The 26680-nt window shown below is 37.5% G+C and carries 28 protein-coding genes and 1 pseudogene; 14 read left to right on the top strand and 15 right to left on the bottom strand.

Features of this window, described 5'->3' with window-relative positions; translation table 11 throughout:
- Positions 1-53 precede the first annotated feature (53 nt).
- Positions 54-557 carry a MogA/MoaB family molybdenum cofactor biosynthesis protein gene (locus AsFPU1_RS18245; RefSeq protein ID WP_124976058.1) on the top strand — a complete coding sequence of 168 codons (504 nt, stop codon included), beginning with the start codon at positions 54-56 and terminating at the stop codon, positions 555-557.
- Positions 558-815: 258 nt separating this feature from the next.
- On the opposite strand, the gene AsFPU1_RS18240 is transcribed toward AsFPU1_RS18245, so the two are convergent.
- On the bottom strand, positions 816-1349 hold the full coding sequence (locus AsFPU1_RS18240) for an alpha/beta hydrolase (protein WP_124976070.1): 534 nt from the start codon (positions 1347-1349) through the stop codon (positions 816-818).
- 100 nt (positions 1350-1449) lie between these two features.
- Here AsFPU1_RS18240 and AsFPU1_RS18235 point away from each other — a divergent pair.
- From AsFPU1_RS18235 to AsFPU1_RS18220, 4 genes and pseudogenes are all read left to right on the top strand, one after another.
- Positions 1450-1788 (top strand): annotated as a pseudogene (locus tag AsFPU1_RS18235) (HepT-like ribonuclease domain-containing protein).
- Between the two features lie 99 nt (positions 1789-1887).
- Positions 1888-3216 carry a hypothetical protein gene (locus tag AsFPU1_RS18230; RefSeq protein WP_124976056.1) on the top strand — a complete coding sequence of 443 codons (1329 nt, stop codon included), beginning with the start codon at positions 1888-1890 and terminating at the stop codon, positions 3214-3216.
- Positions 3217-3242: 26 nt separating this feature from the next.
- Positions 3243-3653: a thiol-disulfide oxidoreductase DCC family protein gene (locus AsFPU1_RS18225; protein WP_125061165.1), complete on the top strand. Its 411-nt coding sequence runs from the start codon at positions 3243-3245 to the stop codon at positions 3651-3653.
- A gap of 38 nt (positions 3654-3691) precedes the next feature.
- On the top strand, positions 3692-4000 hold the full coding sequence (locus tag AsFPU1_RS18220) for a hypothetical protein (RefSeq protein ID WP_125061164.1): 309 nt from the start codon (positions 3692-3694) through the stop codon (positions 3998-4000).
- Between the two features lie 47 nt (positions 4001-4047).
- On the opposite strand, the gene AsFPU1_RS18215 is transcribed toward AsFPU1_RS18220, so the two are convergent.
- Complete coding sequence (locus tag AsFPU1_RS18215) at positions 4048-5235, bottom strand: aminotransferase class V-fold PLP-dependent enzyme (RefSeq protein ID WP_125061163.1); 1188 nt, start codon at positions 5233-5235, stop codon at positions 4048-4050.
- 163 nt (positions 5236-5398) lie between these two features.
- On the opposite strand from AsFPU1_RS18215, the gene AsFPU1_RS18210 reads away from it, so the two are divergent.
- The 3 genes from AsFPU1_RS18210 to AsFPU1_RS23455 all read left to right on the top strand — a co-directional run bounded on the left by AsFPU1_RS18210 (position 5399) and on the right by AsFPU1_RS23455 (position 7949).
- Positions 5399-6862 (top strand): TM0106 family RecB-like putative nuclease, encoded by a 1464-nt coding sequence (locus AsFPU1_RS18210; RefSeq protein WP_124976939.1) that lies wholly within the window; start codon positions 5399-5401, stop codon positions 6860-6862.
- A gap of 666 nt (positions 6863-7528) precedes the next feature.
- Positions 7529-7774, top strand: a complete 246-nt coding sequence (locus tag AsFPU1_RS18200; protein WP_124976937.1) for a hypothetical protein — start codon at positions 7529-7531, stop codon at positions 7772-7774.
- Positions 7775-7820: 46 nt separating this feature from the next.
- Entirely contained in the window at positions 7821-7949 is a 129-nt protein-coding gene (locus tag AsFPU1_RS23455; protein ID WP_124976934.1) for a helix-turn-helix domain-containing protein, read from the top strand.
- Between the two features lie 134 nt (positions 7950-8083).
- On the opposite strand, the gene AsFPU1_RS18185 is transcribed toward AsFPU1_RS23455, so the two are convergent.
- Both AsFPU1_RS18185 and AsFPU1_RS18180 read right to left on the bottom strand, forming a co-directional pair.
- On the bottom strand, positions 8084-8353 hold the full coding sequence (locus tag AsFPU1_RS18185; protein ID WP_124976932.1) for a hypothetical protein: 270 nt from the start codon (positions 8351-8353) through the stop codon (positions 8084-8086).
- A 9-nt stretch (positions 8354-8362) separates the two neighbouring features.
- Positions 8363-8620 (bottom strand): hypothetical protein, encoded by a 258-nt coding sequence (locus tag AsFPU1_RS18180; RefSeq protein WP_124976930.1) that lies wholly within the window; start codon positions 8618-8620, stop codon positions 8363-8365.
- Between the two features lie 130 nt (positions 8621-8750).
- Here AsFPU1_RS18180 and AsFPU1_RS18175 point away from each other — a divergent pair, with 130 nt between their 5' ends.
- The gene (locus AsFPU1_RS18175; RefSeq protein ID WP_124976928.1) at positions 8751-9419 is read left to right on the top strand and encodes a Fe2+-dependent dioxygenase; all 669 of its coding nucleotides are present in this window, start codon (positions 8751-8753) and stop codon (positions 9417-9419) included.
- A gap of 203 nt (positions 9420-9622) precedes the next feature.
- Positions 9623-12061, top strand: a complete 2439-nt coding sequence (pheT, locus tag AsFPU1_RS18170) for a phenylalanine--tRNA ligase subunit beta (protein WP_124976926.1) — start codon at positions 9623-9625, stop codon at positions 12059-12061.
- Positions 12062-12208: 147 nt separating this feature from the next.
- Here the strand turns inward: pheT and AsFPU1_RS18165 are convergent, their stop codons facing one another.
- Positions 12209-12406 carry a hypothetical protein gene (locus AsFPU1_RS18165; protein ID WP_124976924.1) on the bottom strand — a complete coding sequence of 66 codons (198 nt, stop codon included), beginning with the start codon at positions 12404-12406 and terminating at the stop codon, positions 12209-12211.
- A gap of 304 nt (positions 12407-12710) precedes the next feature.
- Here AsFPU1_RS18165 and AsFPU1_RS18160 point away from each other — a divergent pair, with 304 nt between their 5' ends.
- Together AsFPU1_RS18160 and AsFPU1_RS18155 are read left to right on the top strand one after the other, a co-directional pair.
- The gene (locus AsFPU1_RS18160) at positions 12711-14243 is read left to right on the top strand and encodes an esterase-like activity of phytase family protein (protein WP_124976922.1); all 1533 of its coding nucleotides are present in this window, start codon (positions 12711-12713) and stop codon (positions 14241-14243) included.
- A 184-nt stretch (positions 14244-14427) separates the two neighbouring features.
- Positions 14428-14697 carry a YciI family protein gene (locus AsFPU1_RS18155; protein ID WP_124976920.1) on the top strand — a complete coding sequence of 90 codons (270 nt, stop codon included), beginning with the start codon at positions 14428-14430 and terminating at the stop codon, positions 14695-14697.
- Positions 14698-14771: 74 nt separating this feature from the next.
- Here AsFPU1_RS18155 and AsFPU1_RS18150 read toward each other — a convergent pair whose 3' ends face one another.
- The 5 genes from AsFPU1_RS18150 to AsFPU1_RS18130 all read right to left on the bottom strand — a co-directional run bounded on the left by AsFPU1_RS18150 (position 14772) and on the right by AsFPU1_RS18130 (position 20876).
- The gene (locus tag AsFPU1_RS18150) at positions 14772-15821 is read right to left on the bottom strand and encodes a Rieske 2Fe-2S domain-containing protein (RefSeq protein WP_124976918.1); all 1050 of its coding nucleotides are present in this window, start codon (positions 15819-15821) and stop codon (positions 14772-14774) included.
- Positions 15822-16020: 199 nt separating this feature from the next.
- Positions 16021-16608: a Uma2 family endonuclease gene (locus tag AsFPU1_RS18145; RefSeq protein WP_124976915.1), complete on the bottom strand. Its 588-nt coding sequence runs from the start codon at positions 16606-16608 to the stop codon at positions 16021-16023.
- Between the two features lie 24 nt (positions 16609-16632).
- Positions 16633-17223 (bottom strand): Uma2 family endonuclease, encoded by a 591-nt coding sequence (locus AsFPU1_RS18140; protein ID WP_124976913.1) that lies wholly within the window; start codon positions 17221-17223, stop codon positions 16633-16635.
- A 200-nt stretch (positions 17224-17423) separates the two neighbouring features.
- On the bottom strand, positions 17424-20489 hold the full coding sequence (gene ppc / locus AsFPU1_RS18135) for a phosphoenolpyruvate carboxylase (protein WP_124976910.1): 3066 nt from the start codon (positions 20487-20489) through the stop codon (positions 17424-17426).
- Between the two features lie 204 nt (positions 20490-20693).
- Positions 20694-20876 (bottom strand): hypothetical protein, encoded by a 183-nt coding sequence (locus AsFPU1_RS18130; RefSeq protein WP_124976908.1) that lies wholly within the window; start codon positions 20874-20876, stop codon positions 20694-20696.
- Positions 20877-21050: 174 nt separating this feature from the next.
- Here AsFPU1_RS18130 and AsFPU1_RS18125 point away from each other — a divergent pair, with 174 nt between their 5' ends.
- The gene (locus AsFPU1_RS18125) at positions 21051-21962 is read left to right on the top strand and encodes a glycosyltransferase family 2 protein (RefSeq protein WP_125061162.1); all 912 of its coding nucleotides are present in this window, start codon (positions 21051-21053) and stop codon (positions 21960-21962) included.
- Here the strand turns inward: AsFPU1_RS18125 and pgsA are convergent.
- Positions 21920-22459 (bottom strand): CDP-diacylglycerol--glycerol-3-phosphate 3-phosphatidyltransferase, encoded by a 540-nt coding sequence (gene pgsA, locus AsFPU1_RS18120; protein WP_124977166.1) that lies wholly within the window; start codon positions 22457-22459, stop codon positions 21920-21922. The genes AsFPU1_RS18125 and pgsA overlap by 43 nt on opposite strands.
- A 29-nt stretch (positions 22460-22488) precedes the next feature.
- Between pgsA and AsFPU1_RS18115 the strand changes: the two genes are divergently transcribed.
- The gene (locus tag AsFPU1_RS18115; RefSeq protein WP_124977164.1) at positions 22489-23139 is read left to right on the top strand and encodes a Uma2 family endonuclease; all 651 of its coding nucleotides are present in this window, start codon (positions 22489-22491) and stop codon (positions 23137-23139) included.
- Between the two features lie 53 nt (positions 23140-23192).
- Here the strand turns inward: AsFPU1_RS18115 and AsFPU1_RS18110 are convergent, their stop codons facing one another.
- From AsFPU1_RS18110 to AsFPU1_RS18095, 4 genes are all read right to left on the bottom strand, one after another.
- Complete coding sequence (locus tag AsFPU1_RS18110) at positions 23193-24149, bottom strand: PhoH family protein (protein ID WP_124977162.1); 957 nt, start codon at positions 24147-24149, stop codon at positions 23193-23195.
- 17 nt (positions 24150-24166) lie between these two features.
- Positions 24167-24511, bottom strand: coding sequence for a type II toxin-antitoxin system PemK/MazF family toxin (locus AsFPU1_RS18105; RefSeq protein WP_124977160.1), 345 nt, complete (start codon positions 24509-24511; stop codon positions 24167-24169).
- The gene (locus AsFPU1_RS18100; protein ID WP_124977158.1) at positions 24508-24783 is read right to left on the bottom strand and encodes a ribbon-helix-helix domain-containing protein; all 276 of its coding nucleotides are present in this window, start codon (positions 24781-24783) and stop codon (positions 24508-24510) included. The genes AsFPU1_RS18105 and AsFPU1_RS18100 overlap by 4 nt, the downstream gene beginning before the upstream one ends.
- A 522-nt stretch (positions 24784-25305) precedes the next feature.
- Complete coding sequence (locus tag AsFPU1_RS18095; RefSeq protein ID WP_124977156.1) at positions 25306-26490, bottom strand: NAD(P)H-quinone oxidoreductase subunit H; 1185 nt, start codon at positions 26488-26490, stop codon at positions 25306-25308.
- Positions 26491-26680: the final 190 nt, after the last annotated feature.

Here is a 26680-nt window from a genome sequence, read left to right as displayed (position 1 = left end):
TAATTTATACTTCACATAAGCATATTTATAGCCTATTCCTAACACTTTTAATCATGACCCTTCCCCATCCTGATCAAGACTTTTTATCTGTTTGTTGTGCGATAATTACCATAAGTGACACCCGAACCTTCCAAACTGATAAGAGTGGCCAATTAATTCAACAACGTCTTACGGATGTTGGTCATGTCATCGGTGCTTACTTGATTTTACCTGATGAACCTCATAAAATTCAGTCCCAGTTACAAGAATTATCTCAAAATAATATCATAGATGGAGTGATTTTTAACGGGGGAACTGGAATTTCTCCTAGAGATACTACCTATGATGTTTTATCTGAGTTATTAGACAAAACTTTACCAGGATTTGGGGAATTATTCCGTTTTTTGAGTTATCAAGAAATTGGGTCGCGGGCCATGGCCTCAAGAGCGATCGCGGGAATTTATCAAAATAAGTTAATCTTTTCGCTTCCAGGTTCTTCTAATGCTGTAAAATTAGGGTTAGATAAGTTGATTTTACCGGAATTAATTCATTTAATTAAACAATTACGAGGAACTTAAATCATGATTTTATTCAGCCTAAAGGCTGATGCTATACATACAAAGCCTGTCTTCACAGGCTTTTTTTCTAATAGTTAAAAAGAGAGACTTAAATCATAAGTTTATTCAGCCTAAAGACTGATGCTATACATACAAAGCCTTTCTTCACAGGCTTTTTTTCTAATAGTTAAAAAGAGGAACTTAAATCATAAGTTTATTCAGCCTAAAGACTGATGCTATACATACAAAGCCTTTCTTCACAGGCTTTTTTTCTAATAGTTAAAAAGGAAGACGAGGAATTTGATTAACAACTCCTTGAATTTGTTTATAAATTTCCGCTAAGCGATCGCCATCAACATGAAGTTCTGAGGTAGGATAATTTTCTAAAATTTCTACTACCTGAATATTACGATCAGATACAGCAGAAGTCACTAAAGCACCTCTTAATGATTCTCGACTAGCGCGTTTTGAGGGAGTATGAATAATTTGCCCTACTTCATCCAGAACATAATTTCCAGCAAAACTATTAAGAACCTTAGACAAAATAACCGGATCAACATTAACACTTTGGTTTAAAACATTTCGCAAATCTTCTGGATTTTTATTAGCTAATTTTAAATAAGATTTTAAAGCAGGAGAAACACTTCCAGTTTTGGCTAAGTCACTTAATTCATCAACAGATACGGACTCTCGGAGAATACTATAAGTTAATATAACTTGCTCAGCCGCTTGAACGGGAATAACCCAAGAAAAATTAGCAAAAATTCCGCATATTAAGGTTAAACTTAGGGAAAAATTGAGATTTTGTCTTATAATCATTAATAACTCCTGTTTGGTTAATTTTGACCTTATTGATTATTATATCTAAAATTAGCTAAATTATATATGGAGCAAGCAGCCTCGTAAAATTAAGATGAAAAAAAATGAATTTTATTTAAGTAATATTCAAGAATGTATTGCCAATATTGAAACTTACACTCAAGAAGGACAGGAGATATTTACACAAAATCGCATGATTCAGGATGCGGTTATTCGTAATTTTGAGATTATTGGGGAAGCCACTAAACGGTTAGAAAATGAATTCAAAGAGGCTTATCCTGATATATAATGGAGAAAAATAGCAGGATTTCGAGATGTCTTAATCCATGATTATCTTCGAGTTGATTTAGAAGAAGTCTGGCTAATTATAGTCAATGATTTGCCAGACTTAAAACAAAAAATAAGAATGATTATGGAAAATTTGTCAACTTAGCTTAATGATTTTTATCCCAAATATTAACAAAAAATTTCCACTATCCCTAAGAGTTGACTTTATAATAGAAAATAGAAAAGATTAAAGGAAAATACTGCCATGACTCCTAAACCTGAAATCATGACATCGGTTGAAAAACTAGGCTACCGTGTAACCGTTGGAGACGTAGCCGCACAAGCAGGACTTAAACTTAATTTAGCACAACAAGGATTACTCGCATTAGCTTCTGATGCAGGGGGACATCTACAAGTTGCTGAATCAGGAGAAATTGTCTATCTTTTCCCCCAAAATTTTCGGACAATTCTACGTAATAAATATTGGAAACTACGCTTACAAGAAACTTGGGAAAAAGTCTGGAAAGTTTTATTTTATTTGATTCGAGTTTCTTTTGGTGTTATTCTTATTGCTTCAATTATCTTAATGATGATTACAATTGCCATTATCATTATTGGTATTAATTCAAGTCGTAATGGAGATAGTGATTCTCAAGGAGGAAATGATAGAAATTCTGGTGGTTTAAACTTCTTTTTCTTTCCTAATTTTTCAGATTTGTTCTGGATTTTTTATCCCAATCGTTACGATAATCGCTATGAATATCAATCTCAAGAAATTCCTAAAAAGGGAAAAGCTAAAAGCGAGATTAATTTTTTGGAAGGTATTTTTTCTTTCCTCTTTGGAGATGGTAATCCTAATTATGATTTAGAAGAGCGTCGTTGGCAAGAAATAGGGTCAGTTATTCGTAATAATAAAGGAGCCATTGTGGCCGAACAAGTTGCACCTTATCTCGATAATATCACACAATATAATCAGGAAAATGAAGATTACATATTGCCTGTATTAATTCGATTTAATGGTTCTCCTGAAGTGTCACCTGCAGGGGGAATTATTTACTATTTTCCTGAGTTACAAGTTACGGTACAAAAACAGACTAAAAAATCAGTTGCTAGTTATTTAGAGGAGAAATTTTATCGGTTTAGTCGAGCCAATAGTGGGCAAATTATGCTATCAATTGGATTAGGAGCTTTAAATTTTATTTTAGCCTTAGTATTAGGCTCATTTCTCAAAGATCCTGCTTTAGTAGCTCAATTTGGAGGATTAGTTGCTTTTGTTAATTCAATTTATTGGATATTATTGGCTTATGCAACTGCATTTTTAAGTGTTCCCTTGATGCGTTATTTTTGGATTCAATGGCAAAATAGTAAAATTGAATCTCGTAACATTAAACGACAACAACAAGTAGAGAATTTACAACAAATAGAAAAATCACTTCAAGAAAAATTAGATTATGCTCATCAATTTGCTGCCGAAAAATTCATTACTCAGTCTGATATTACTTATACTACAGAAAAAGATGTATTAGAACAAGAAATAGAAAGATCTGAGCAGATTGACAAAGAATGGCAGAGACGATTAATGGATAATGAATAACTGATAACTGATAACTGGTAACTGAAATGACTTATCATGTAATTTACGATGGAAATTGTAATCTTTGTGCCACATTTACCCAACTATTAGAAACCTTTGATCAGGGTAAATTATTTGATTATATTCCCATTCAAAATCAAGACACTTTACAACAGTTTGGCATTACTTCTGAAGACTGTCAAATGGGTATGATTTTAATCGATGGGAATAGTTCTCAAAATCGTTGGCAAGGTAGTGAAGCAGCAGAAGAAATTATCAATCTTTTACCGTTGGGACAAGCTTTTATCATTGCGTATCGAGCATTACCAGGCATGAAAATGTTGGGAGATAAAACCTATGAAAAAGTAAGAGATAATCGTTATAAGTTGTTTGGAAAAAGAGAAAAAACTTATAATTCTTCCTATCCATTTGGCTGTCATGATGAATTGATCTGTTAACCTGTATTGAAAAAAATAACTAATTGGAGAATAACATTATGTCCCTAACCATCGAAATAGATCTTAAAGAAGCTTTAGATAAGATCAATCAGCAATTAGAAAAAATGGATCAAAAATTTGAGGTAAAATTAGACACCCTACAAAAAGATGTTAATGATTTGAAGATAGGACAAGTCAGATTAGAAGAAAAATTAACAGGAGAAATTAAAGCACTTGATGCAGAAGTCAAAGGAATTAGTAAGCGGTTAGACTCTCAAGAATTCATCAATCGTTCGGTGGTAGTTGGCTTTATTTTAGCAATTGGAACAGGGGCAGTTAAGTTATTCTTTCCCAACTTCCCTCATTAATAATACTTACCCACAAACCATATCTGTAGGGGTAATTTATGATCACATTAAATAATTTTACCAATAGCCCCAATTAACTGTTCAATTTCAGCCGGAAGTGTAAAATAATGAACACAAGCACGAATACAATTAGGATCACGAATTGTTCTCACAAAAAATCCTTGTTTTTCTAATTCCTGAACTGCTTTATCATGAGAAATATCACGATTAATTGTAAAAGAAACTAAACCCGCTTCTGGAGGAGAATTCTTTAAACATTGTATGCCATCAATCTTAGATAAACCTTGCCATAAATACTCACTTAATTGACAAATTTGTTGATAACGTTCTTCCGGGGTTCCCCAATCTCGATGAACCGCAATAGCTGCCCGTAATCCTTCGTACTGAGGATAAGCTGAACTAGCCACTTCAAATCTTCTACCATCTTCTTTCCAACCCGTCGGTTGACCCATTGCATTCATATTAATTCCTCGCCAACCAATAAAGGTAGGATGAACAGATGAAAAACTTTCTGGACGTATATAAAGTCCTCCAACTCCGGCTGGCCCACAGAACCATTTATGACCAGTAAAAGCATAAAAATCAACCCCAATTTCTGGTAAATTTAAAGCTAATGATCCGGCTGATTGGGCAGCATCTACTAATACTTGAACCGGGTGATCGCTATAATTATGACAAACATGAACAATATCACCTAAAGGTAAAACTTGCCCCGTATTCCATAGTAAATGACTTAAAACCACTAAGCGAGTTTGAGGAGTTAAATGTTCCTTAATAATAGCAACAGGATCACCTTGATTAAGAGTATTAAGAATGGGACAAATATCAATACCAACCCCAAAACGTCGAGCAATTTCTTGAACAATGGCAATGATTCCAGGATGTTCACAATCCGTCATTAAAATGCGATCGCCTTCTTGCCATTCTAATCCCCACAAAACAATATTACAGCCAGCCGTCACATTTTCAGTTAAAGTAATAGTTTCAGGAAATACCCCTAATTCAGAAGCAATTTCTTGTCTGAGTAAGCAATTTTTTTGTTCCAACCAAGCATTAACTTTTAAAGAAAAAGGCCCTTGTTGTTGAAGAAATTTATGAGCATCAAGAATAGCTTCTAATCCAGCACGAGGTAAAGTTCCTTGTCCCCCAAAATTAAAATAAACTTTATTGGTCAGTCCGGGAAACTCTTGTCGTTGTTTTTCGACAGAGGAAGAAATCGCTTGGGGATGGGTCATAGGTTACTCAATGGTTAACATTAGAAAAATCTAGGAGACAAACGGGAAAGACCCCGCTAACGTTAGAATATTCTCAATCGCTTTTATCTATCCTATCTCACCTATTTTAGCTTTCCTTGCGGGTTATTTTGGCTCCCAACGTTGTAAGCTTCAACATTAAAGAATGCTATTAACCGACTTCCTCTTACTTAATTATAAACGCTGTCAACGACGGGCTTTTTTAGACGTTTATGGCAATCCCTCACAAAGGGATGCAGAACGGGATTTTCTGCTCAAACTCCGACAAGAAAATCAAATCCATATACAATCAACCCTAGAAAAATTTTATCCTCATTATCAACAAGTGCGCCCTCTTGCTAATGACTGGGCAAGTAAAGCTCAAGCTACAGAAGCGTTGATGAAACAAGGGGTACATTGTATTTATCAAGGGACAATTTTTTTGCAGAATCTTCCTACTAATCGGATTTTTCCGACGGATGAGTCATTTTATTGTCTGGGAAACCCTCATTTATTAGTCAGACAACCAGGAGAGTCTAAATTTGGTGATTGGTTCTATCGTCCAGTCAGTATTCATTTAGGCCGTCGTCCTAAACCTGAATATAAAATAGTCGCGGCTTTTTATTCTCATCTGTTGGGTTATCTCCAAGATATCCCACTTCCTATCCCGATCCTGATTTTACGAGAACATAATCCCTATATAGTCGATTTAAGTCAATGGTTCGTCAAACTAGAAGATACAGTGATTGAATGTGTCACCATGTTATCTCAAGAAGAAGAACCAGAAGTTTTTATTTCTCGTCAACGTTGTAGTTTATGTCATTGGCATAATCATTGTTATACCATCGCCCAATCTCAACAACATCTGTCTTTAGTCCCTGGAGTTACCCCTAGTCGTTATCAATCTTTACAAGAAATGGGACTGATGACGGTAGAATCTTTAGCCGGTGCTTGTCCTACTAATATGGGGGAAGTGATAGGAACAGAAGTGGCTAACCAGTTACAACAACAGGCCCAAGCTATAGTAGAAAATCGGCCTATTCGTAAATCTCAGTTTAAAGACAATATTCATACTTTAATTCCCACCGCTAAAGTTGAATTTTATTTTGATATTGAAGCTGAACCAGAACGAAATTTAGATTATTTATTGGGGATTTTACGGGTAGAAAGACCATCTCAAACTCAAACATTTCATCCTTTTCTCGCAGAAACCCCCGAAGCTGAAGGAGAAATTTGGCTCGAATTTCTCAACTTGGTTGAAAGTGAAGAAAATGCGCCCATTTTTCATTTTTCAGAATACGAAGTGGAAACGATTAAACGACTGGGTAAATTATACAAAACTCCTCCTAAACAAATTGAGCGTTTATTGTCCCGTTTTGTTGATCTTCATGCAAGAGTAATCACCTGTGTAATTCTACCTGTGGAAAGCTATTCTCTCAAGTCCTTGGCTAACTCATTAGGATTTCATTGGCGTGACCCTGGTATGGGCGGGGATCAATGCGTTTGCTGGTATGACCAATGGTTAAAGACAAGTGATCAGACTTTCTTGGCTTCTATTTTGCGTTATAATGAAGATGATTGTCGGGCCACGTTTCACCTGAAAAACTGGCTCCTGGAATTTTTAGGGTAAACCCCTTTTTATTCTTGCTTGCAAAGTCAATAAGAAAATCGCAATTTTCCTCAACATTTGTTTACCGAAAATTTGGGTTTAAAGCCTCGCCCTTTTAGGGCGACTTTATATGATGTATCATATTTAAGAATAGCGGGCAGGGTAAGTAACCGCTTTAAAAACCCAGTCATCTCAAGATGAACGCACCTTGAAAACTAGAGTTATGGGGTTCTATGGGGGAATGCTCTCATAGGTAAAAATTCTAAGCACCAAGTACCAGAGAAACCAAGTATTTTCAAGGTTTTGAACTGTATCGTGGGGCACACGAAAACAGGCTTCTGTAATGGAGCGAAAAGTCTGAGAAGAAAACCACCTCTGGATTGGATTTCGCAAGGAATCTAATTCAAGTGGACTCGTTGAGCCAGAAATTCTAAGCAGTGATGCTAGAAGAATCCACGTCCGTTTACGGCGTGGAGTATGTCAAACAACTACCCTAATTATGACAATCACCGGAGACAGATTGAAGTTATGCAAAGATTTTTTACAATATCTCCAGTTTGTCATACAGAGTAAGGGATTTTGCCAAATCAGAATGTTATCCTGAAAAGAAGACATTCGTTAACTACTGACCCTCAATCAATCAATAGTTAATATCTTGGCCAACCCCGTGACCCAAAGGTGATTAATATGATGCTCCCCCTTTTCCCTCTTTTATTCCTCATAACCTCTATAGGGAGTATTCTCTGGTATCAACGGACAGAGAATGATATTTTTGGGGCATTAGCAGTGGCCAGTGCCTTAGCTTGTGTCATCTGGGGTTTAGTCATTGCTCATTGGTCAATTCATTTGCTCAGTTTAATTGTTTTACTAAAATTTAGAACCCCGATTTTCAGTGCTATTCAAGTTAGAGTCAGTAATAAATCAGAATTTTAGCGATCGCTATTAACGAACTTCAGGGTAGCGAGACCCAACTCAGGTTATGTACAGAGCCGTCAAAGTCAGAATTTATCCAACTCCTGAGCAGTCCCAAAAGCTAAGTCAAGTTATGGGAGCGGCAAGATGGTGTCGGTCTTGGGAACCAGGACTGCTGCTGAGGGAGGGAAAGTAAGACCAAAAGGCGGGCGTAGGTCTGTCTTGAGGCATTCCCCTGTGAGTTCAGAAGCCCCATCTATACCGATAGGTTAGATGGGGTAGTTCACTCCAACAGCTTTGAGTTATTAGGTTATTAACTGAGCTTTTGGCTTAGCCTTCACCACCTTCGCCACCTTCGCCACCTTCACCACCTTCATCCTTGGGGGAAGTTTCCTCAGTAGGTTTTTCAGCGTCTTTATCAGTATCTCCTTTATCAGCAGGGGAAGCTTCTTGGGCAGGGGAAACTGATGGTTGTTCAGTCGGTTGCGTGGTTTGTCCTGCTTCACCCCCTGAAGTTCCCTTATCTGCTGTACTGCTACAAGCTCCAAGGGTAGCAGCTAAACCAAGAGCTAAAAATAATTGTATTGCCTTTGAGTTCATAATTTTCTCCTATTGGGGGGAAGGGCTTTCAACAGGGGAAGTTCCTTCTGCGGGGGAAGTTCCCTCAGCAGGGGAAGTCCCTTCAGCAGGTTTTTCATTAGCTTTATCAGCAGGGGAAGTCCCTTCAGCAGGGGAAGCATTTTCAGCAGGAGAAGGTGATTGAGTTCCTGCGCCGCCATCAGGAGCATTACCTCCACCACCGCCACAAGCTGCTAGGGTAGCGGCTAAACCAAGAGCTAAAAAGAGTTGTATTGTCTTTGAGTTCATTAATTTTCTCCTCAATTAATGTTAAAGCCTTTATTGTAGATATAAGTTATTCAAATTGCCAACAAACTTATCTTATTAGAGATAATACGATAGGAAAAGCATTTTTTACCATAAAAAACTATTTTTGTCAATGATTTTAACGATTGATTCTTTGCTAACGTTACCCGAACTAAAGGAGTTAACTGAGAGTTTATCCCAGGCTGAGTTTGTGGATGGTAAAATAACGGCGGGCTGGCACGCCAAACTAGTCAAACATAATACCCAACTTGATAAACAAGCTCCTCAAGTCCAGAAGTTACAAAATTTAGTCATAATGGCCTTAGAGCGCAATCTGCTAATTAGTATAGCAGTTCGTCCCAAAAAGATACACTCCCTGCGATTTAGTCGCTATGACATCGGGATGTCTTATGGTACTCATACTGATAATGCCTTGATGGGAGGGGGGGAATTTTTGCGTTCTGATGTGTCGTTTACCTTATTTCTCAGTTCTCCTAATAATTATAGTGGGGGAGAATTAATTATTGAACAGTCTCAAGGAGAAGTATCTTATAAGCTCGAAGCTGGCTCAATTATACTTTATCCTTCGTCTTTTTTACATCGTGTTGAACCTGTTACCGAAGGAACTAGACTGGTTGTAGTTGGATGGATAGAAAGTTTAGTTAGAGATGAATATAAACGAGAAATTTTGTTTGATTTAGATACAGTCCGCCGCTCTATTTTTGCGAAAGAAGGCAAAAGTATTGAGTTTGATTTGCTATGTAAAACTCATGCTAATTTATTACGCCAATGGGTTGATTAATTTAAGCGGTGTTAACGTTAAACAAACAGCCCAGTAATGGCGTTCTGGCGGGGGCTATTGCAGTCTAGTTAAGAGTCTATATGGGAATCCACTCGCCTAAAGGTGCGTGGAGGTTCAAAGAGGATCACTCTAATTTTAATCATAATTTAGCAGATTTAGGGTAAACTGAGATCTGGCCACCGATCGCAACTAACATACAAACCATGAAGATTTCCGTTAACTGGCTGCGAGAACTCGTTAACGTCACCCTACCCCCCGAAGAATTAGCCGATATTTTAACTATTGCGGGGTTAGAAGTCGAAGAAATAGAAGATCGTCGCCAATGGGCCAATGGGGTGGTCATCGGTAAAATTATTGATCGCCAACCCCACCCCAACGCCGATAAATTAAGCGTCTGTCAAGTCGATATTGGGGCTGAAACTCCCTTAAATATTGTCTGTGGGGCCTCGAATGCTAAAGCGGATATAATCGTTCCTGTGGCTACGATGGGAACCTATTTACCCAAAATTGACCTCAAAATTAAACCGGCCAAACTGCGGGGAGTCAAGTCAGAAGGGATGATTTGTTCCTTAGCAGAAGTTGGTTTAAGCAAAGAATCAGCCGGAATTCATATTTTTGAGGAAGATAATCTACAATTAGGCTCAGATGCTCGTCCTTTCTTGGGTTTAGATGATGTAATTCTAGATATCTATCCCACCGCTAACCGGGCCGATGCTATGAGTATGATCGGAGTCGCTAGAGAAGTGGCGGCCTTAACCGGAAGTAAATTAAACCTTCCTCAACCTCCTAAGATCGTTTTACCCAAAAAACAGACTTATTCCCTCAAATTAGCCGTTGCTGATAAAAATGCTTGTCCTGCCTACATGGGAACCGTTATTGAAGGGGTGAAAATCGCCCCCTCTCCCGAATGGTTGCAAAAACGACTACAAGGGGCCGGGGTTCGTCCTATTAATAACGTTGTAGACATCACTAATTTAATTCTCCTCGAATGGGGGCAACCTCTCCACGCTTTCGACCTTCAACGCTTAGAAACCGTCGCAGGGGGCAAAAATTTAACTGTTGGGGTGCGTTTTGCTAGGGATGAGGAAACATTGAAAACCCTTGATGACCAAACCCGAACCCTAAAAACCGTTAACCTCTTAATTACCGCTAATGATACCCCTGTCGCCCTCGCTGGTGTCATGGGAGGAGAAGAAACAGAGGTCTATGAGGGAACCAAAAATATTCTCCTAGAAGCGGCCTTATTTGAACCTGTAACTATCCGTCGTTCCTCTCGTACCCAAAGTTTACGCAGTGAAGCTTCCACCCGTTATGAAAGAGGTATTAATCAATCTGAGTTAGAATTGGCCTGTCAACGGGCGATCGCTTTAATTGCTGAATTAGCGGGGGGAAATCCGGTCACTCAGGCGATTGCTGATAACCGTCCTGATTTATCAACTCAATCCATTATGCTACGGCTTGAGCGTGTTCAGCAAGTTTTAGGCCCCGTCAAAAAAGGCGATAGTATTAATCAAATAGCGGCAGTAGACGTAGAACGGATTTTAACCGACTTAGCTTGTCAATTAACCCCTATTAAGGGTAAAATTGATGTTTGGATGATTACTGTTCCTTCTTACCGTTATCGAGACTTAGAGCGGGAAATTGACCTTATTGAAGAAGTGGCCCGTCTCTACGGTTATGATCATTTTTGTGATGAACTCCCGGACAAAACTGAAGCAGGAGGACTCTCCTTTGAGTATCAGGGACAACGCAAAGTTAGGGAAGTGTTTCGGGCAGTTGGATTAACAGAATTAGTGCAGTATTCCCTCGTTAAACCGGAAAAAGCCGAGGTAGTCATCGCTAACCCCCTATTTGCGGAGTATTCTGCCCTCAGAACTAATCTCTTAGACGGGTTGATTGATGCGTTTGTTTATAATCAATCTCAGGGTAATGGGCCCCTTAATGGCTTTGAAATTGGGCGTATTTTCCGACGAATTGACGGAGAAATCCATGAACATGATAATTTAGCGGGAATTTTTGGGGGTGACTTATTATCTCAAGGTCGTTGGACAAGAAGCGGTAAACCTGACCCTATGACTTGGTATGAAGGGAAAGGCATTTTAGACAGTGTGTTTCAAAGGTTAGGGTTAGTTGTGGAATATCAACCCGATACTCAAGACGAACGGTTACATCCTGGCCGAACTGCTTCTTTATGGTTAAAGGGACAACGGTTAGGTGTGTTTGGGCAAATTCATCCCCAATTACGACAAAAACGAGATTTAATTGAGTCTATATACGGGTTTGAATTAGATTTGAATCTGTTATTAAAAAATATCAAGCAAGATGAGTTAATGACTCCTCGTTTTCAAGCTTATTCTACTTATCCCGCAGTCGAACGAGATTTAGCTTTTTTTGCCCCTCTTAAAGTGTCGGTAGTTGAGTTAACTAATACGATTAATAAAGCGGGAGGACAATTATTAGCGGGTGTAGAATTGTTCGATGAATATCAAGGAAAAAATGTGCCTGAAGGACAACGAAGTTTAGCTTTTAGTTTAGCTTATCGAGTTAGCGATCGCACTTTAACGGATGGGGATGTTGAACCCGTTCATGATCAAATTCGCCAAACTTTAGTTAAGCAATTTGATGTCACCCTTCGTAGTTAAATAAAGTAGGGGTCAACGGCCGTTGACCCCTACCACAATGGCTGTTATTAGTTTATTTATCATTCTTTACCCTTCACCGATAAACGGATTTTTAAGTTTTAAACCAGAAATATTCATAAATAAAAATATTGGTGTCATAGACGTATTTCATTCACTCCACTCCCGACGAACAGACTCTAGATGATCCAGTATTGCTGCTTTTTTATTCTTAAGAATACCCTTAGCTTTAATCACTTTTTGATAGTCTTTTTGCCAAAGCTGAAGCAACGATTCGGGTACGTCTACTGTGATAAAATTTTCATCTTCAGTAATTAGATAATTCTTGGGGATTTTAATCAGTGGCATAGATTTTCTCCTAATACTAATTAACGTTTTGGCTATATGTTATGTATTTGTATCTTTTTAAAAAAAATCAATACCTACAATAATTAGTAATCCAATAATTACTACTAAAAATCCTTGTACTTCTTGAGAAATATCAATATAAACATAGAATTTATAGGTACTGCATCATCATTTACAGGAGACTCGCTCATTTTGTTTATTTTATCATAGATTAATCTATGATAAATCACGAAGGTGTTCCTAAACAAACCTTAATCTAAATAGATTAGGGTTTTTATGTGAAAACCTAACCTTTTTTGGAAATATGCCAATTAAACCGTTATTCCCTTTGTTATGGAGTTCCTTAATTCTATCTAGTTTAATTCCTAATGCTGCTCAAGCTGTCTCTTTAGTAAATACCATTGTTATTCCAGGGGATACGACTGATTTAAGTGGTCAACCGACTGGTGCAAATGGAAATCGTCTGGGGGGTTTCTTTTCTGATTTGTACTATGATAGATCCAGTAACTTTTATTATGGTTTAAGCGATCGCGGCCCTGGTGGTGGTGTTCTATCTTATGATACTAGAGTGCAAAAATTTACCCTTAATGTTAATCCTAATACGGGAGCAATTAGCAATTTCAACTTAGTTGATACGATTCTCTTTACCAAGGATGGTCAAAACTTCAATGGATTAAATCCTCGACTCCTAAATGGTAATAGTGCAAATCTCGGCTTAAGTTTTGATTCTGAAGGATTTGTTGTTGCTTCCAATGGCAATTTTTATGTCTCTGATGAATATGGCCCTTCTGTATATGAATTCAATCCTCAAGGAAGCTTTATCAGAGCATTTAATACTCCAAATGCTAACGCTAATACTAACCCCATTAATCTAATTCCTAAACAAAGTAATGGGACAACTAATTACGTTGATGGTAGAGTAACGAATAGTAATCCTAATGGTGTTAGTAATGGTCGTCAAGATAATCGGGGTTTTGAAGGATTAGCTATTACTCCTGATGGCACAAAATTATTCGCTATGTTACAAGATCCTTTAGTAAATGAAGGACAAAATCCAGGTAATAGTAATAATGATGGTCGCTACAGTCGTAATCTCAGAATCGTTCAATTTGATACGGCTACTGGTAATAGTACCGCTCAATATATCTACCAATTAGATGATATTGCTGCTCTTAATGTTGGTAATTCTTCTCCTTTTGATGCCAATCAACAAGGGCGCAGTATTGGTATTAGTGCAATTACTGCTATTAATAACAATGAATTTTTAATCATTGAAAGAGATAACCGAGGTATCGGGGTTGATGCTCCTGCTTCTCCTACCGTAGCGGGTGTTGCTAATAATCCTGTTGCCAGTAAAAGAGTTTATAAAATTGATCTTACAGGAGCAACAGATGTTAGTAATACCTCTCTAACTGGAACTAACAATTTAGGAGGAATTACTCCTGTTGCTAAAACATTGTTTTTGGATATTCAAAGCCAGTTACAAAATGCTGGCCAAGTAATTCCCGAAAAAATTGAAGGATTGACAATTGGCCCTAAATTAAATGATGGTAGTTACACAATTTTGCTAGGATCAGATAATGATTATAGTGTGACTCAAGATAATCCGAATGGCATTCAAACCAATGTCTGTACTAACTTAATCGATAATGCCGATCGTCAGGTTGCTCTCAATGCTAACTGTCCTTCAGGACTGGTTTTAATTCCTACTTATCTCTATTCTTTTAAGGGAGACGTTTCTAATTTTGTCCCACGGCAAACTGTTCCAGAACCGAGTGCTATAATCGGATTAATTAGCTTAGGTTTAGGGGGATTAAGTCTGAAGCGTCGCCGTTAATTCTGGATAATGTTTTCTATCCTTTACTTTCCATACATCAAGGGTAACATTAGGTTATCCTGTAGGGGCATAATATTATTATGCCCCTGATAAGTCAGTGGTTATTATTATGCCCACTATTCATAAGGGTTTAACAGTGTTAAACCCCTACAAAAAACCTAAACTATTTCATTGAGATTTAATTATGCCAAAATACATCTTATTCGGTAGCTATTGCGAAAATGCCTTGGAAAAACGGACACCTTACCGTCAAGCGCATTTAGACGGTTTAAGTAAACAAAAAGAACAGGGAATTTTAATTACCCTTGGCCCCACGAAAGATAACACAAAAGTCTTTGGTATTTATGAAGCTGAGAACCGAGAAACGATTAAAGAATTAATCGAAAATGATCCTTATTGGAAAAATGGAATCTGGACAGATTATGAGATTAAGGAATGGATACAAGCATTTTAATTGAGTGGGTTTTTAAATCAGTGAACACCTGAACAGTTATCAAAACTTTTTACTGATAACTGATAACTGTTAAATTAGCTTCTCCACCGTAATATTCTGGGTTCCACAGGATTTTTAAAGGGTCGGTTTTCAGCTTGAGCTTTTTGATATTCTTGTTTAAGACGAAAATACCATTTTGCTTGAGTATCCGCATCATCAATTAACATTAAAGCCGGATCATACATCAACCCTTCTTGTTGTTGAATCACCACATCTCGATCTTGGTAGAGAAATTTACGGGTTAAAAAGCTTAATAACGGCTTGAATGCACCCATCCAAGGAATTGTCCAATACATACTTTGAAATGCCTCACATTGGGTTTCATCAATGGGAGTAATAGTCGTCAATAAACAAGCAGAATAGCGATCGCCTCTTAAAATTTCTGTACGAACACTGGGCAACTCAAACACAATCTCAATAGAGACCTTATTGCCTAAAATCTTATAAGGACGCGCACTGACGGGCATATCATAGGGAACTAGACGAAATCCTTGGGGTACAGGTTCATATAGCTTTTCTTTTACTGTAAACTTACGGCGGCCACTACGCCACCACCAAGAACTATGAATATAAGGGCCATGAGCAGGGTCCATTAACCCAATGATAGCATGATCCATATGACAATTAAAATGGATAATTTCCGAGATTCCTGGCTCAATTTTGCCAAAATCAGGAATAGTCGGCACTGGAGGAATAGTTGCAAGATCAATTTCTTTTTTGGTGTCTTCGGCAAAATAAACCCAAATATTCCCTTGAACTTCTCGACAGGGATAAGTAGGAACCCGAATACGACTAATATCTAAGTCATCATATTCTGTTAAAGAAGGAATTAGGCTACAACGTCCATCATTTGTACTAAATTGCCAACCATGATAACGACAACATACGTCATCTCCATCCATCCATCCATACTGTAGGGGTATACCTCGATGGGGACAAATGTCACGCATGGCAAAAACTTCCCCATCCTTACGCCGTCCCACTAAAACGGGTTCGCCTAACATTTTTTTATGAACCATTTTACCTGGTTTCAGTTTTTGGCTAGGTAAGGCAACATACCAACAGTTACGCAATAGGGTTTTCATGCAGCAGTTTTCCTCCTTTCAAGGCTTTCGACGGAGTTGTCTTGGGTTTTGTGCCAAGTCAACAATGTCAGATCATACAGGATTTAACGGTGTTAAACCCCTACCACAATCGATTATAGGGACATAATATCATTATGTCCTCATCCTATTGACTTCAATACTTTTCCTTATGTTGCCTCTTTTTCCCTAGTTAACTTTTTTATTCTTCTACTAATTCAAAGTTAACTCGTTGATATAAATCTTTTAAAGAAATTTCCCAATCAACAGAAGATAATTTTAAAATTCCATTTTCTCCGGTATAAAAATTCAGTGACCATTTATCTTCAGATTGTTTAATATATTGGTCTACTGCATAACTATATTGATCAATTAAAATATATTCTTGAAAAGTAGGTAGGGAACGATAATATTGAAATTTATCTCCGCGATCATAACCTTGAGTAGATTTAGATAAAACCTCAATAATAATTAAAGGATTAGTAATATTTGAAGTTCCCTTTCCATGATAAATAGGTTCACCTTTAATCACCATGACATCAGGATAAGTATAAAAGTTATGTTCAGATAACCATAAACGCACTCCTTCCATATAAATATCATAATCTTGATTATTAATAGTCAAAGGAAACCGTTTGTAAAAATTTCCAGCAATTTTGTTATGATTAGTTGTTCCACCTACCATCGGAATAATTTCTCCATTGAGATATTCATTTTTATATTCGGCAGTTTCTTCTAATTCTAAATATTCTTCGACTGTGTAATATTTGGTTTCAGTTTGAACTAGCATTTTATTGATCTCCTTTGTTCTTTTCTATTCTTCTTCTATTAATTCAAAGTTAACTCGTTGATATAAATCTTTTAAAGAAATTTCCCAATCAACAGAAGATAACTTGAAAATAACATTTTCTCCGGTATAAAAATTTAGTGACCATTTATCTTCAGATTGTTTAATATATTGGTCTATTGTATAACTATATTGATCAATTAAAATATATTCTTGAAAAGTGGGTAGGGAACGATAATATTGAAATTTATTTCCGCGATCATAACCTTGAGTAGATTTAGATAAAACCTCAATAATAATTAAAGGATTAGTAATATTTGAAGTTCCCTTTCCATGATAAATAGGTTCACCTTTAATCACCATGACATCAGGATAAGTATAAAAGTTATGTTCAGATAACCATAAACGTATCCCTTCCATATAAACATAATAATCTTGATTATTAATAGTCAAAGGAAATTTGCGGCAAAAATTAAGGCAAATTTGATTATGATTGGTTGTTCCACCTACCATCGGAATAATTTCTCCATTATGATATTCATTCTTATATTCAGCAATTTCTTCTAATTCTAAATATTTTTCGGTTGTGTAATATTTGGTTTCAGTTTGAGTCAGCATTTTATTGCTCTCCTTATATTCAAATTTAGAGTAATATTTTTAAGGCTAAAGTAAAATCTGGAATCACATCTTCTCCCTTTAAAATTGTATCGGAGAGTTTTTTATTTATTCTTTAATTATAAAGGATTTAACTCTGTTAAATCCCTACGATAATCAATTGTAGAGACATAATAATTATGCCCCTGTTCCCATCTTAAAGATCAACCCGTATTACGCATTCCCGCAGCAATACCATTAATAGTTAATAATGCCCCTCTGAGTAACTCTTCTTTAGAGTAACGAAAGTGAACAACTCCCGACTCAGCTTGTTGCGTATACTGACGTAACCGTTTCAACAAAGAAACTTGTAAAAATCCTAAAGGCACAATAGTTCCATTTCGTAGTTGAACCGAACGTTGTAAGCTAGGATCACTATCAAGTAACCGTTGATGAGTCGTAATATTCAGAATGATATCACGAGTCCGATAATATTCCTCAGAAATTTGTGCAAATACTACCTCAAATCGTTCTAAATCTTCAGGTTTTGACAATTCTCTGACATAATGATGCGCTATTTCTAAATCTACTTTAGAAAGGGTCATTTCCACCTTAGAAATAACCATCTTAAAAAAGGGCCATTTTAGATAAAAATAACGCAACAGGGTTAAATTTTCTTCCGGTTCTTGTTCTAGAAACTTCTCTAATGCTGTTCCTACTCCATACCAAGCAGGTAAGAGAAAACGACTTTGTGTCCAACTAAACACCCAAGGAATAGCCCGTAAAGTGCTTAAATCGCCTTTTCCGCTTTTTCGCCGGGCCGGTCGAGAACTAATCTGTAACTGGCTAATTTCGGGGATAGGGGTCACAGATAAGAAGAAATCGAGAAAATCCGGTTGTTCGTAAATCAGTCCCCGATAAGCTTGACGGGCCAAACTGGCCAATTCCTCCATAATCTCATTCCAAGGGTCAATATCATCAAACCCACTCCCTAATAAACTCGCTTGTATCACGGCGGTTGTAGCGGTTTCTAGGTTATAAAGAGCTAATTCTGGTAAAGAATACTTTGAGGCTAATACTTCCCCTTGTTCCGTAATTTTAATACGGCCATTGATCGTTCCTGCTGGTTGGGCTAAAATCGCCGCATAAGCTGGGCCACCCCCACGACCAACTGATCCTCCTCGTCCATGAAACAATCTTAAATCAACGCCATAAGGTTGGGCCACACTTTGCAGGGCTTTTTGTGCCTTGTGAATTTCCCAATTACTACTGAGAAACCCTGAATCTTTGTTACTGTCAGAGTATCCCACCATAATCTCTTGAAGATCTGTCGGGTGAAGGGTGACGATCGTCATAGGATGAGATGGGATATTTTTTTGACTTTCTGAGAGTTTGTCGTAACCTCCAGCTAAAGCGGCCCGATAAAGAGGTAAAGCAAATAAAGCCTCCATAATTTCTGGGGCCCGTCTTAAATCGTCTACGGTTTCAAATAGAGGTACAATGCGAATAGAAATGCTACTAGTAGCAGGGTCATATAATCCCGCTTCTTTGGCTAATAACAACACTTCTAAGACATCGCTGACATCATTGGTCATGCTGATGATATAAGTTTGACAAATTTCTAAGCCAAATTCTTCTTGCAAATAACGCAACATCCGTAGAGTTTCAATGGTTTCATCTGTTTTCCCTTCAAAGGGTTTCCCCATAGGGATCAAAGGACGACGGGTTTGTAGTTCTTGGACTAACCAATTGATTTTTTCTGCCTCTGAGAGTTGACGATAAGGTTTAGGCAAAATGTTTAAATATTTGGCGATTTCTTCGATCGCTTCGGCATGAGTGGAAGATTCTTGCCGAAAATCTAATTGAGTGAGATTAAAGCCAAAAATCTCAACCTGGAAGATTAAATGATCTAATTCTTGACAATTTAGTCCAGTTTCTTCGAGATTTCGTTTAATCAGTTGTAATTCTTCCCAAAATTCTGCCCCAGACCGATAGATATTCTGTTCTGTTTTCTCAAACAGTAGTTGTCTTTGTTCCGGGTTGGCTAAACGATTATTGCGATCGCGGGTATTCTCTAAGCGTTTTTGAATATACGCAAGTTTCAAGCGATAAGGTTCTTGACGATAACGGATAGCCAGTTCATCATAAATATCGGGCATTTTGACGCGATCGCGTTCTAAAGAATCAAGCAAATCTTGAGACACATTACTCCAATGAAGAGAAGGACTCAAAACTTCGCTGAGTTCAAACATCCTGTCTAAATATTTCTTGAGAATCATATTGCGCTGATAACAGGCCGTTTGCCAACTCACCTCTGGAGTCACAAAGGGGTTGCCGTCGCGATCACCTCCTACCCAAGAACCAAAGCGACAAAAGGTACTCGTTGGGGAACGTAACCAAGGAAAAGAGGCTTTTAAAGCCTGTTGCAGTCGTTTGGACAGTTCCGGTAAGGCCTCACATAACACCTCATTAAAATAATGTAGGGTGTAATCTACTTCATCTAGTACACTGGGTTTAAATTGATGTAATTCATCGGTACGCCACCAAAGACGAATTTCTTCTGTGAGTTGTTCTTTGGCTGATTGAGCCTCCCAAGAGGAAGTTAAGCCCATACCGCGAAAAGCTTCTTCAGCCCGGTCTAAACGCCGCAGAATATTGACAATACGCCGTTGTTTGCGTCGAATGGTATGGCGCACAATTTCCGTAGGATGGGCCGTAAAGACCAGACGGATATCGAGTTGATCGAGAAGTCGTTGAATTTGTTGTGGGGGAACATTAAGTTGTTTGAGTTGGGGAAATAGCCAATGAAAGGTTCCGGCGGTTTCTTGGGTCGTATCCCCACCCACAAAGCTTTTTTCCAGTAAATTTACCCCTATAGAACCATTAATAGTTGTTTCTGGGGTTTCTTGAGTATTTTCTATCTCGGAATCTTGGTAGGTGGCCCGCCGAGTCAGTTGTTGATCCCGTTGTTCATAATGTTGTTCAACAATATTAATTAACTGGAAATAAAGAGCAAAAGCCCGGGCCGCCCGAATGGCCTCATTAAGTTCTAGTCCTTCAATGAGTTCATTAATGGAGGTTTCTGTGATATCGGTAACTTGTCCTTCAGGAGAGCAAATTTTCCGCAAGCGTTTCAGTAAATTAACTAATTCCGGTCCACATTCAACTTGTAACACCGCTTCCCATAAATCTTCAACTAATTTGAGACAGTGGCGCAAAAATAGATCGGATGTGGAGAAAATATTAACGTCTTCAACAATAGATTGAGATGATTCAAGGAGGGGACTCATAGCGGCCTCAAGGACATTTTTAGGGTGTCGTTGCTGATTATTCTAGATTAATTAATCTTGTTATTCTCTAGTCATTTTTTCTTGGGAACAATGATAACTAACGAAGAACTCACCAGAACGAACTTCATCATTTTACCGATTCTTGTTTGGTTTGGGAGTTATTCACCCGATAATCTTAATAAATTTAAGAATACCTTAAGAAACTTATGGGTTTGAGCTAGGCTCAGGAAAGTTGAGAATTGGTAAGCGATCGCCCCGAAACACTTCTTCACTCGCTTGTCCTAGTTCGAGCAGTTCGCGTCTTAGAGACTCTACCACCAACAAACCACACAAAAAAGGAACTGTCAACAAACTTAAACAAATAGGGACATAATTGGACTGATTCAAGGGATTAACTCCTTTAATTAACTTTTGACTTTAATTTTAGCAAGACAGATAAATTTTAACAAAATTGAGACAAACCAGAGATACCTTGATAAACTAGCTGATAGACTTAATTTTTAGCGAATAAACAGCCCTTAAACCATAAACCCTTAGATTAAATAACCAGCCCAACCCTTAATGATTTCAATTTATATCCTGACCTATAATGAAGAAGTTGATATTGCTGAGTGTATCGAGTCCGTTATCTCTCTCTCAGATGATGTCATTGTTGTTGATTCTTTTAGTAGCGATCGCACTGTAGAAATTGCTTCACTTTATCCGGTTCAAATTTTCCAAAATAAGTTTGAAAGTCATGGAAAACAAAGAACCTGGATGTTAAAAAATATATGTACTAAATATGAATGGATTTATCTTTTAGAAGCTGATGAACGCATGACTCCTGAATTATTTGCCGAATGTCTTAAAGCAAGTCTTGGAGAAGAAGCTATTGGTTATTATGTAGCTGAACGAGTTATGTTTATGGGAAGTTGGATTCGTCGTAGTACGCAATATCCTCGCTATCAAATGCGATTATTTAAAAAGGATCAAGTTTGGTTTGATGACTATGGCCATACAGAAAGAGAAGTTTATGCAGGTCCGGTCAGTTTTATTAAAGAAACTTACCCTCATTATACCTGTAGTAAAGGCTTAAGTCGTTGGATTGAAAAACATAACCGTTACTCTACTGATGAGGCCAAAGAAACCCTTTATCAATTAGAAAAAGGGGGGGTTAGTTGGAAAAAATTATTATTTGGTTCTTCGGAAGTAGAAAGACGACGTGCTTTAAAAGATTTATCTTTACGGATACCTTTTAGACCTCTAGTCCGTTGGTTTTATATGTATTTTATTTTAGGAGGGATTTTAGACGGTAAGGCCGGATTTGCTTGGTGTACCCTTCAAGCTTTTTATGAATATCTTATACTTTTAAAAGTTGAAGAATTTAAACAACCTCAAAACTCTGTATCTTCTGAATTTAAGACTTTTTCTGATTCCAAAAGTAAGGAATCTCATTCTGATTCAGAATGGGTATCTTTTGGAGGTAATAGATAAATTATTCCAGAGACTAACGTTAGTATAACTGATACCCAAAACATAATTATACTGGGCAAATTCCAACTAGAAGGACGGGGAGCAATTAATATAGTAATAGCGATAATTTGACTTACTGTTTTTAATTTTCCCCAAATATTTGCTCCTTGAATGCTGGTATTTCCACTTAAATTAGGATTGACACGCCATCCCGCGATCATTAATTCTCGACCTAAAATTAAAAAGACTCCCCAAGGAGAAATTTCTCCTAATTGAAGTAAACTCAATAAAGGAGCTAAGACAAATAATTTATCTACTAAAGGGTCAAGAAATTTGCCTAATTCTGTGACTTGATTGAGTCTTCTGGCTACATAACCATCAACCCAATCCGTTGCTGCTCCTATTAAGAAAATAGTAACACTTATCCAGCGATATAATGGAGTAGGATGATTTAAGAAATAAAAAAGAAAAGGTAATCCTAATAAACGGGATAAAGTAATCCAAGTAGGCAGATTCATTTAAGTACCTTAAAAAACGGTTTAAACTTATGGTAACATTACAACTCAGACAACTAAATATTCCTCCTGGACAACGAGTTTTATTAGACAATATAAGTTGGACTGAATTTGAAAATATTGTAACAGAATTAGGAGAACATCGGGCATTTCGTTTAACTTATGATAATGGAATTCTAGAAATTATGACACCCTTACCTGAACATGAAGATGATAAAGAAATTTTAGGAGATTTAACCAAAGCACTTTTAGAAGAATTAGAAATTGAATTTAGAACCCTTGGTTCCACAACCTTTAAAAATAAGAATATGAGTAAAGGGATTGAACCTGATCAATGTTTTTATATTCAAAATGAAGCAATTATTAGAGGCAAAAAAAGAATTGATCTAAGCATAGACCCGCCCCCTGATTTAGCGATTGAAATTGATATAACTTCTCGAACTAATCCTCTAATTTATGCAGCTTTAGGAGTAGCAGAACTATGGAGAATTGAAGGAGAAAATATACAAATTAATGTATTAGAAAATGGAGAATATATAGAAGTTTCACAAAGTTCTATTTTTCCAGATATACCGATTTCAGTAATAATGAGCTATTTAAGAGATAGTAAAATAATAGGGCGAAATAAAGTTATCAAAGCTTTTCGTCAATGGATAAAAGAAAGAATTTCAAAAATAAATTAAATAAAAAGATTATTATTAGTAACAAACACAAATTGAAACAAATTAGTATTTAATTAAACTTCAAATTTTTCATAGGCTTCTACAATTTTTTGTACCAAAGAATGACGCACCACATCCGCTTGAGAAAATTGACAAAATGCGATTCCTTCCACTGATTTTAAGATTTTTCTTGCTACTACTAAACCAGACTCTTGATGACTTGGTAAATCAGTTTGAGTAATATCTCCTGTTACTACCATTTTTGAGCCAAAACCTAAGCGAGTTAAGACCATTTTTAATTGTGCTGGTGTGGTATTTTGTGCCTCATCTACAATGACAAACGCATTACTTAAAGTTCGTCCACGCATATATGCTAATGGGGCCACTTCTATTTGTCCTCGTTCCATTAAATCGGGAATTTTTAGTGGATCAATAAATTCATATAAAGCATCATATAAAGGGCGTAAAAACGGATTAACTTTTTGTTGTAAATCTCCTGGTAAAAAGCCTAATTTTTCCCCTGCTTCAACTGCTGGACGAGTTAAAATTAACCTTTCATAGTCATCATTTAATAAAGCTTTGACTGCTAAAACTGCCGCTAAAAAAGTTTTACCAGTTCCGGCTGGCCCAATACAAAAGGTGATATCATGAGTTTGAATAGCCTTAATATATTGTTGTTGACGAAAGGTTTTTGCCCGAATTAATTCACCGCGACGAGTACGAGCTAAAATTGATGTTTGTATGTCTTTATATTCTTCCACTCTACCTGTATCTAAAGCTTGAAAAGCGGTCATTAAATCAGGCCGAGAAATGCTTTTTCCTTCTTGCCAATAAGGTTGCAGCGATCGCACTACTTTTAAGGCCCGTTCGACTGGTTTTTCAAGTCCATAAATACGCAATTCTTGACCCCGTAATACTAAATTTGCCCCCGTATGACGAGACAAAAATTTAAGGTTTTCTTCGCCTATTCCAGCTAAAGATATCGCACTTTCATGACTTGGTAATTGAAGGGTTTGAGAGGTTTCGGTCATATATTATAATGAGCAAATTATTCAAGTAAATCCAAAGCAATTAAGAGAGCTAGATTAAGTTGTTGCATTACCTCATTACTAAGGGTTCCTCGTAACAGACTCAAGCGAGTTTTCGAGAGAACTCTTACTTGGTCAGCCATAGCAATGGAATCTTTAGTTAATCCCCCATCATTGGCACGAATCAAAGTCTGAGTTGGATAGACTCGTTTTCTTGGTTGATAGGTGGTACAGGGAATAGCTAAGACGACCGGACTGTAGGCGTTGATAACATCACGACTAACAATAATAACGGGACGAGTCCCCCCTTGTTCAGACCCTTCGACGGGTTCGAGACGAGCATCATAGACTTCTCCTCGTTTCACGATTGAGATTCCCCTAATTGAAATGCTTCCCAACTGGCTGTGGTAAATTCGGCTTCCATCCTTAATACTTCTGTATGATAATCGGGATCTTGCGCCATTTCCGCCAGTGCTGCGTCAATTTCAGCTTGTTTGAGAGCAGCTAATTCGTGTCGTAATGCCTGAGCAATAAATTCATTGCGACTCTTGACTTTGCCTTGAGTGATCATTAAATCAGTCGCTTTTAAGAGTTCTTCAGGAAGGGTAATGGTTGTGCGAACGGTTGGTTGGGTCATGATGTGATGATTGATGTCACTATCAGCATCAATCATAGCATTTTGCAACAGCTAAGTAGTTGGACAAAATTAAAGTTAACGGTGAGGTTAGGCAACAGGCAATAGGCAACGCCAAAACGCTTTGAATCTCCTTAATATCTCTTAACACAGCATTCTTTATTTATGTCCGACTACTTATAGTGTCAAAAAAGATAGAATATTGCAAGTAATTTAAATCGATAGGGAAATTTTAAATTATGACAATTAATTTAAACGTCTACACCACAGACTAAAGTCTGATGCTATATGAACAAAGCCTCCCGAAGGGGGCTAAATTAAACCCGCGTAGGCGGGTTTTGTCTTTATAGCTTAACCATGAGCGGGTTTAAACGTATAATTTCTAATAGTTTTATATTCTAGGTTCGGTAGAACCTTAATTAATTTAAGTAGGGGTCAACGGCCGTTGACCCCGAAAGTTTTTTATTTAGGCAAAAAAAGAGAGGAATAAATCCCCTCTACTACCTAATTATGAATGGTCAATCGTTAACGGTCAACCGAACCCATAATAACATCAATGCTGCCCAAAATAGCCATAATATCCGCCACTTTTACCCCTTTAAGTATGTGAGGTAAAATTTGCAAATTATTAAAATCAGGAGCGCGAATTTTCCATCGCCAGGGGAAAATATCATTATTACCAACTATAAAGATGCCTAATTCTCCTTTACCACTTTCCATGCGAACATAATGTTCTCCGGTGGGAATTTTAAAGGTAGGGGCGACTTTTTTGGCCACATACTGATACTCAAAATCATTCCAGGAGGATTTTTTGCCCTCCATCATCCGTTTAGCTTCCAAGTTTTCATAAGGGCCCCCTGGAATGCCTTTTAACGCTTGATAAATGATTTTAATTGACTCGCGCATTTCCCGAATACGGACGAGATAACGAGCAAAACAGTCTCCGGCGGTTTCCCAGTGAACTTCCCAGTCGAAATCATCGTAACACTCGTAATGATCGACTTTTCGTAAGTCCCATTGTACCCCAGATGCTCGTAACATCGGGCCAGAAAGTCCCCAGTTAATCGCTTCTTCGCGGGTAACGGTTCCTACTCCTTCAACCCGACGACGGAAAATGGGGTTATTCGTGATTAATTTCTCGTATTCATCAACTTTAGGGAGAAAATAATCACAAAAGTCTTCACATTTATCAATCCAACCGTAGGGTAAATCAACAGCTACACCACCAATGCGAAAATAATTATTATTAATTAAACGCATTCCTGATGCAGCTTCCCACAAATCATAAATCATCTCCCGTTCTCGGAAAATGTAGAAAAAGGGAGTTTGCGCCCCCACATCTGCCATAAAAGGCCCTAACCACAATAAATGGTTAGCGATGCGGTTTAATTCCAACATGATCACCCGAATATATTGGGCCCGTTTAGGAACTTCAATATCCGCCAATTTTTCGGGAGCGTTAACGGTGATAGCTTCATTAAACATTCCTGCAGCGTAGTCCCAGCGACTAACGTAAGGAACGTACATGATATTGGTGCGACTTTCAGCAATTTTTTCCATCCCTCGATGGAGATAACCAATTACGGGTTCACAGTCGATTACATCTTCCCCGTCTAGGGTGACAATTAGACGTAATACCCCGTGCATTGAGGGATGATGAGGCCCCATGTTGAGTACCATGGGTTCGGTTCTAGTTTCAATTTTTGACATAGGGTAGTCACTTAACCGTCATCTTTAATTAATCATTATAGGGATATTAACGGGCTGTCGGGACAGAATTACACTTTTTTCTTTCTTAACAGAATTCTCGGAGAAGTCCCTCTCCCGTACCTGTGGTGATAAAATCTTATATATCGTAGGGTGGGTTAGGCGCGGGTCATAATTTGTGAATTATAATCTA

Source organism: Aphanothece sacrum FPU1 (assembly GCF_003864295.1).
GTDB lineage: Bacteria > Cyanobacteriota > Cyanobacteriia > Cyanobacteriales > Microcystaceae > Aphanothece_B > Aphanothece_B sacrum.
Note: the sequence above shows the minus strand (reverse complement) of the source record. Positions and strands in the feature narration are given on the sequence as shown.

What these genes read in the sequence shown, in the direction of transcription:
- ppc (WP_124976910.1), bottom strand. Translation starts at nt 20,489, where the DNA reads ATGAGTCCCCTCCTTGAATCATCTCAATCTATTGTTGAAGACGTTAAT.
- AsFPU1_RS18145 (WP_124976915.1), bottom strand. Translation starts at nt 16,608, where the DNA reads ATGCTAGTTCAAACTGAAACCAAATATTACACAGTCGAAGAATATTTA.
- AsFPU1_RS18230 (WP_124976056.1), top strand. Translation starts at nt 1,888, where the DNA reads ATGACTCCTAAACCTGAAATCATGACATCGGTTGAAAAACTAGGCTAC.
- AsFPU1_RS18110 (WP_124977162.1), bottom strand. Translation starts at nt 24,149, where the DNA reads ATGACCGAAACCTCTCAAACCCTTCAATTACCAAGTCATGAAAGTGCG.
- AsFPU1_RS18215 (WP_125061163.1), bottom strand. Translation starts at nt 5,235, where the DNA reads ATGACCCATCCCCAAGCGATTTCTTCCTCTGTCGAAAAACAACGACAA.
- AsFPU1_RS18125 (WP_125061162.1), top strand. Translation starts at nt 21,051, where the DNA reads ATGATTTCAATTTATATCCTGACCTATAATGAAGAAGTTGATATTGCT.
- AsFPU1_RS18175 (WP_124976928.1), top strand. Translation starts at nt 8,751, where the DNA reads ATGATTTTAACGATTGATTCTTTGCTAACGTTACCCGAACTAAAGGAG.
- AsFPU1_RS18160 (WP_124976922.1), top strand. Translation starts at nt 12,711, where the DNA reads ATGCCAATTAAACCGTTATTCCCTTTGTTATGGAGTTCCTTAATTCTA.
- AsFPU1_RS18180 (WP_124976930.1), bottom strand. Translation starts at nt 8,620, where the DNA reads ATGAACTCAAAGACAATACAACTCTTTTTAGCTCTTGGTTTAGCCGCT.
- AsFPU1_RS18210 (WP_124976939.1), top strand. Translation starts at nt 5,399, where the DNA reads ATGCTATTAACCGACTTCCTCTTACTTAATTATAAACGCTGTCAACGA.
- AsFPU1_RS18115 (WP_124977164.1), top strand. Translation starts at nt 22,489, where the DNA reads ATGGTAACATTACAACTCAGACAACTAAATATTCCTCCTGGACAACGA.
- AsFPU1_RS18200 (WP_124976937.1), top strand. Translation starts at nt 7,529, where the DNA reads ATGATGCTCCCCCTTTTCCCTCTTTTATTCCTCATAACCTCTATAGGG.
- AsFPU1_RS18185 (WP_124976932.1), bottom strand. Translation starts at nt 8,353, where the DNA reads ATGAACTCAAAGGCAATACAATTATTTTTAGCTCTTGGTTTAGCTGCT.
- AsFPU1_RS18155 (WP_124976920.1), top strand. Translation starts at nt 14,428, where the DNA reads ATGCCAAAATACATCTTATTCGGTAGCTATTGCGAAAATGCCTTGGAA.
- pheT (WP_124976926.1), top strand. Translation starts at nt 9,623, where the DNA reads ATGAAGATTTCCGTTAACTGGCTGCGAGAACTCGTTAACGTCACCCTA.
- AsFPU1_RS23455 (WP_124976934.1), top strand. Translation starts at nt 7,821, where the DNA reads ATGTACAGAGCCGTCAAAGTCAGAATTTATCCAACTCCTGAGCAGTCC.
- AsFPU1_RS18100 (WP_124977158.1), bottom strand. Translation starts at nt 24,783, where the DNA reads ATGACCCAACCAACCGTTCGCACAACCATTACCCTTCCTGAAGAACTC.
- AsFPU1_RS18150 (WP_124976918.1), bottom strand. Translation starts at nt 15,821, where the DNA reads ATGAAAACCCTATTGCGTAACTGTTGGTATGTTGCCTTACCTAGCCAA.
- AsFPU1_RS18140 (WP_124976913.1), bottom strand. Translation starts at nt 17,223, where the DNA reads ATGCTGACTCAAACTGAAACCAAATATTACACAACCGAAAAATATTTA.
- AsFPU1_RS18245 (WP_124976058.1), top strand. Translation starts at nt 54, where the DNA reads ATGACCCTTCCCCATCCTGATCAAGACTTTTTATCTGTTTGTTGTGCG.
- AsFPU1_RS18165 (WP_124976924.1), bottom strand. Translation starts at nt 12,406, where the DNA reads ATGCCACTGATTAAAATCCCCAAGAATTATCTAATTACTGAAGATGAA.
- AsFPU1_RS18220 (WP_125061164.1), top strand. Translation starts at nt 3,692, where the DNA reads ATGTCCCTAACCATCGAAATAGATCTTAAAGAAGCTTTAGATAAGATC.
- AsFPU1_RS18225 (WP_125061165.1), top strand. Translation starts at nt 3,243, where the DNA reads ATGACTTATCATGTAATTTACGATGGAAATTGTAATCTTTGTGCCACA.
- AsFPU1_RS18095 (WP_124977156.1), bottom strand. Translation starts at nt 26,490, where the DNA reads ATGTCAAAAATTGAAACTAGAACCGAACCCATGGTACTCAACATGGGG.
- pgsA (WP_124977166.1), bottom strand. Translation starts at nt 22,459, where the DNA reads ATGAATCTGCCTACTTGGATTACTTTATCCCGTTTATTAGGATTACCT.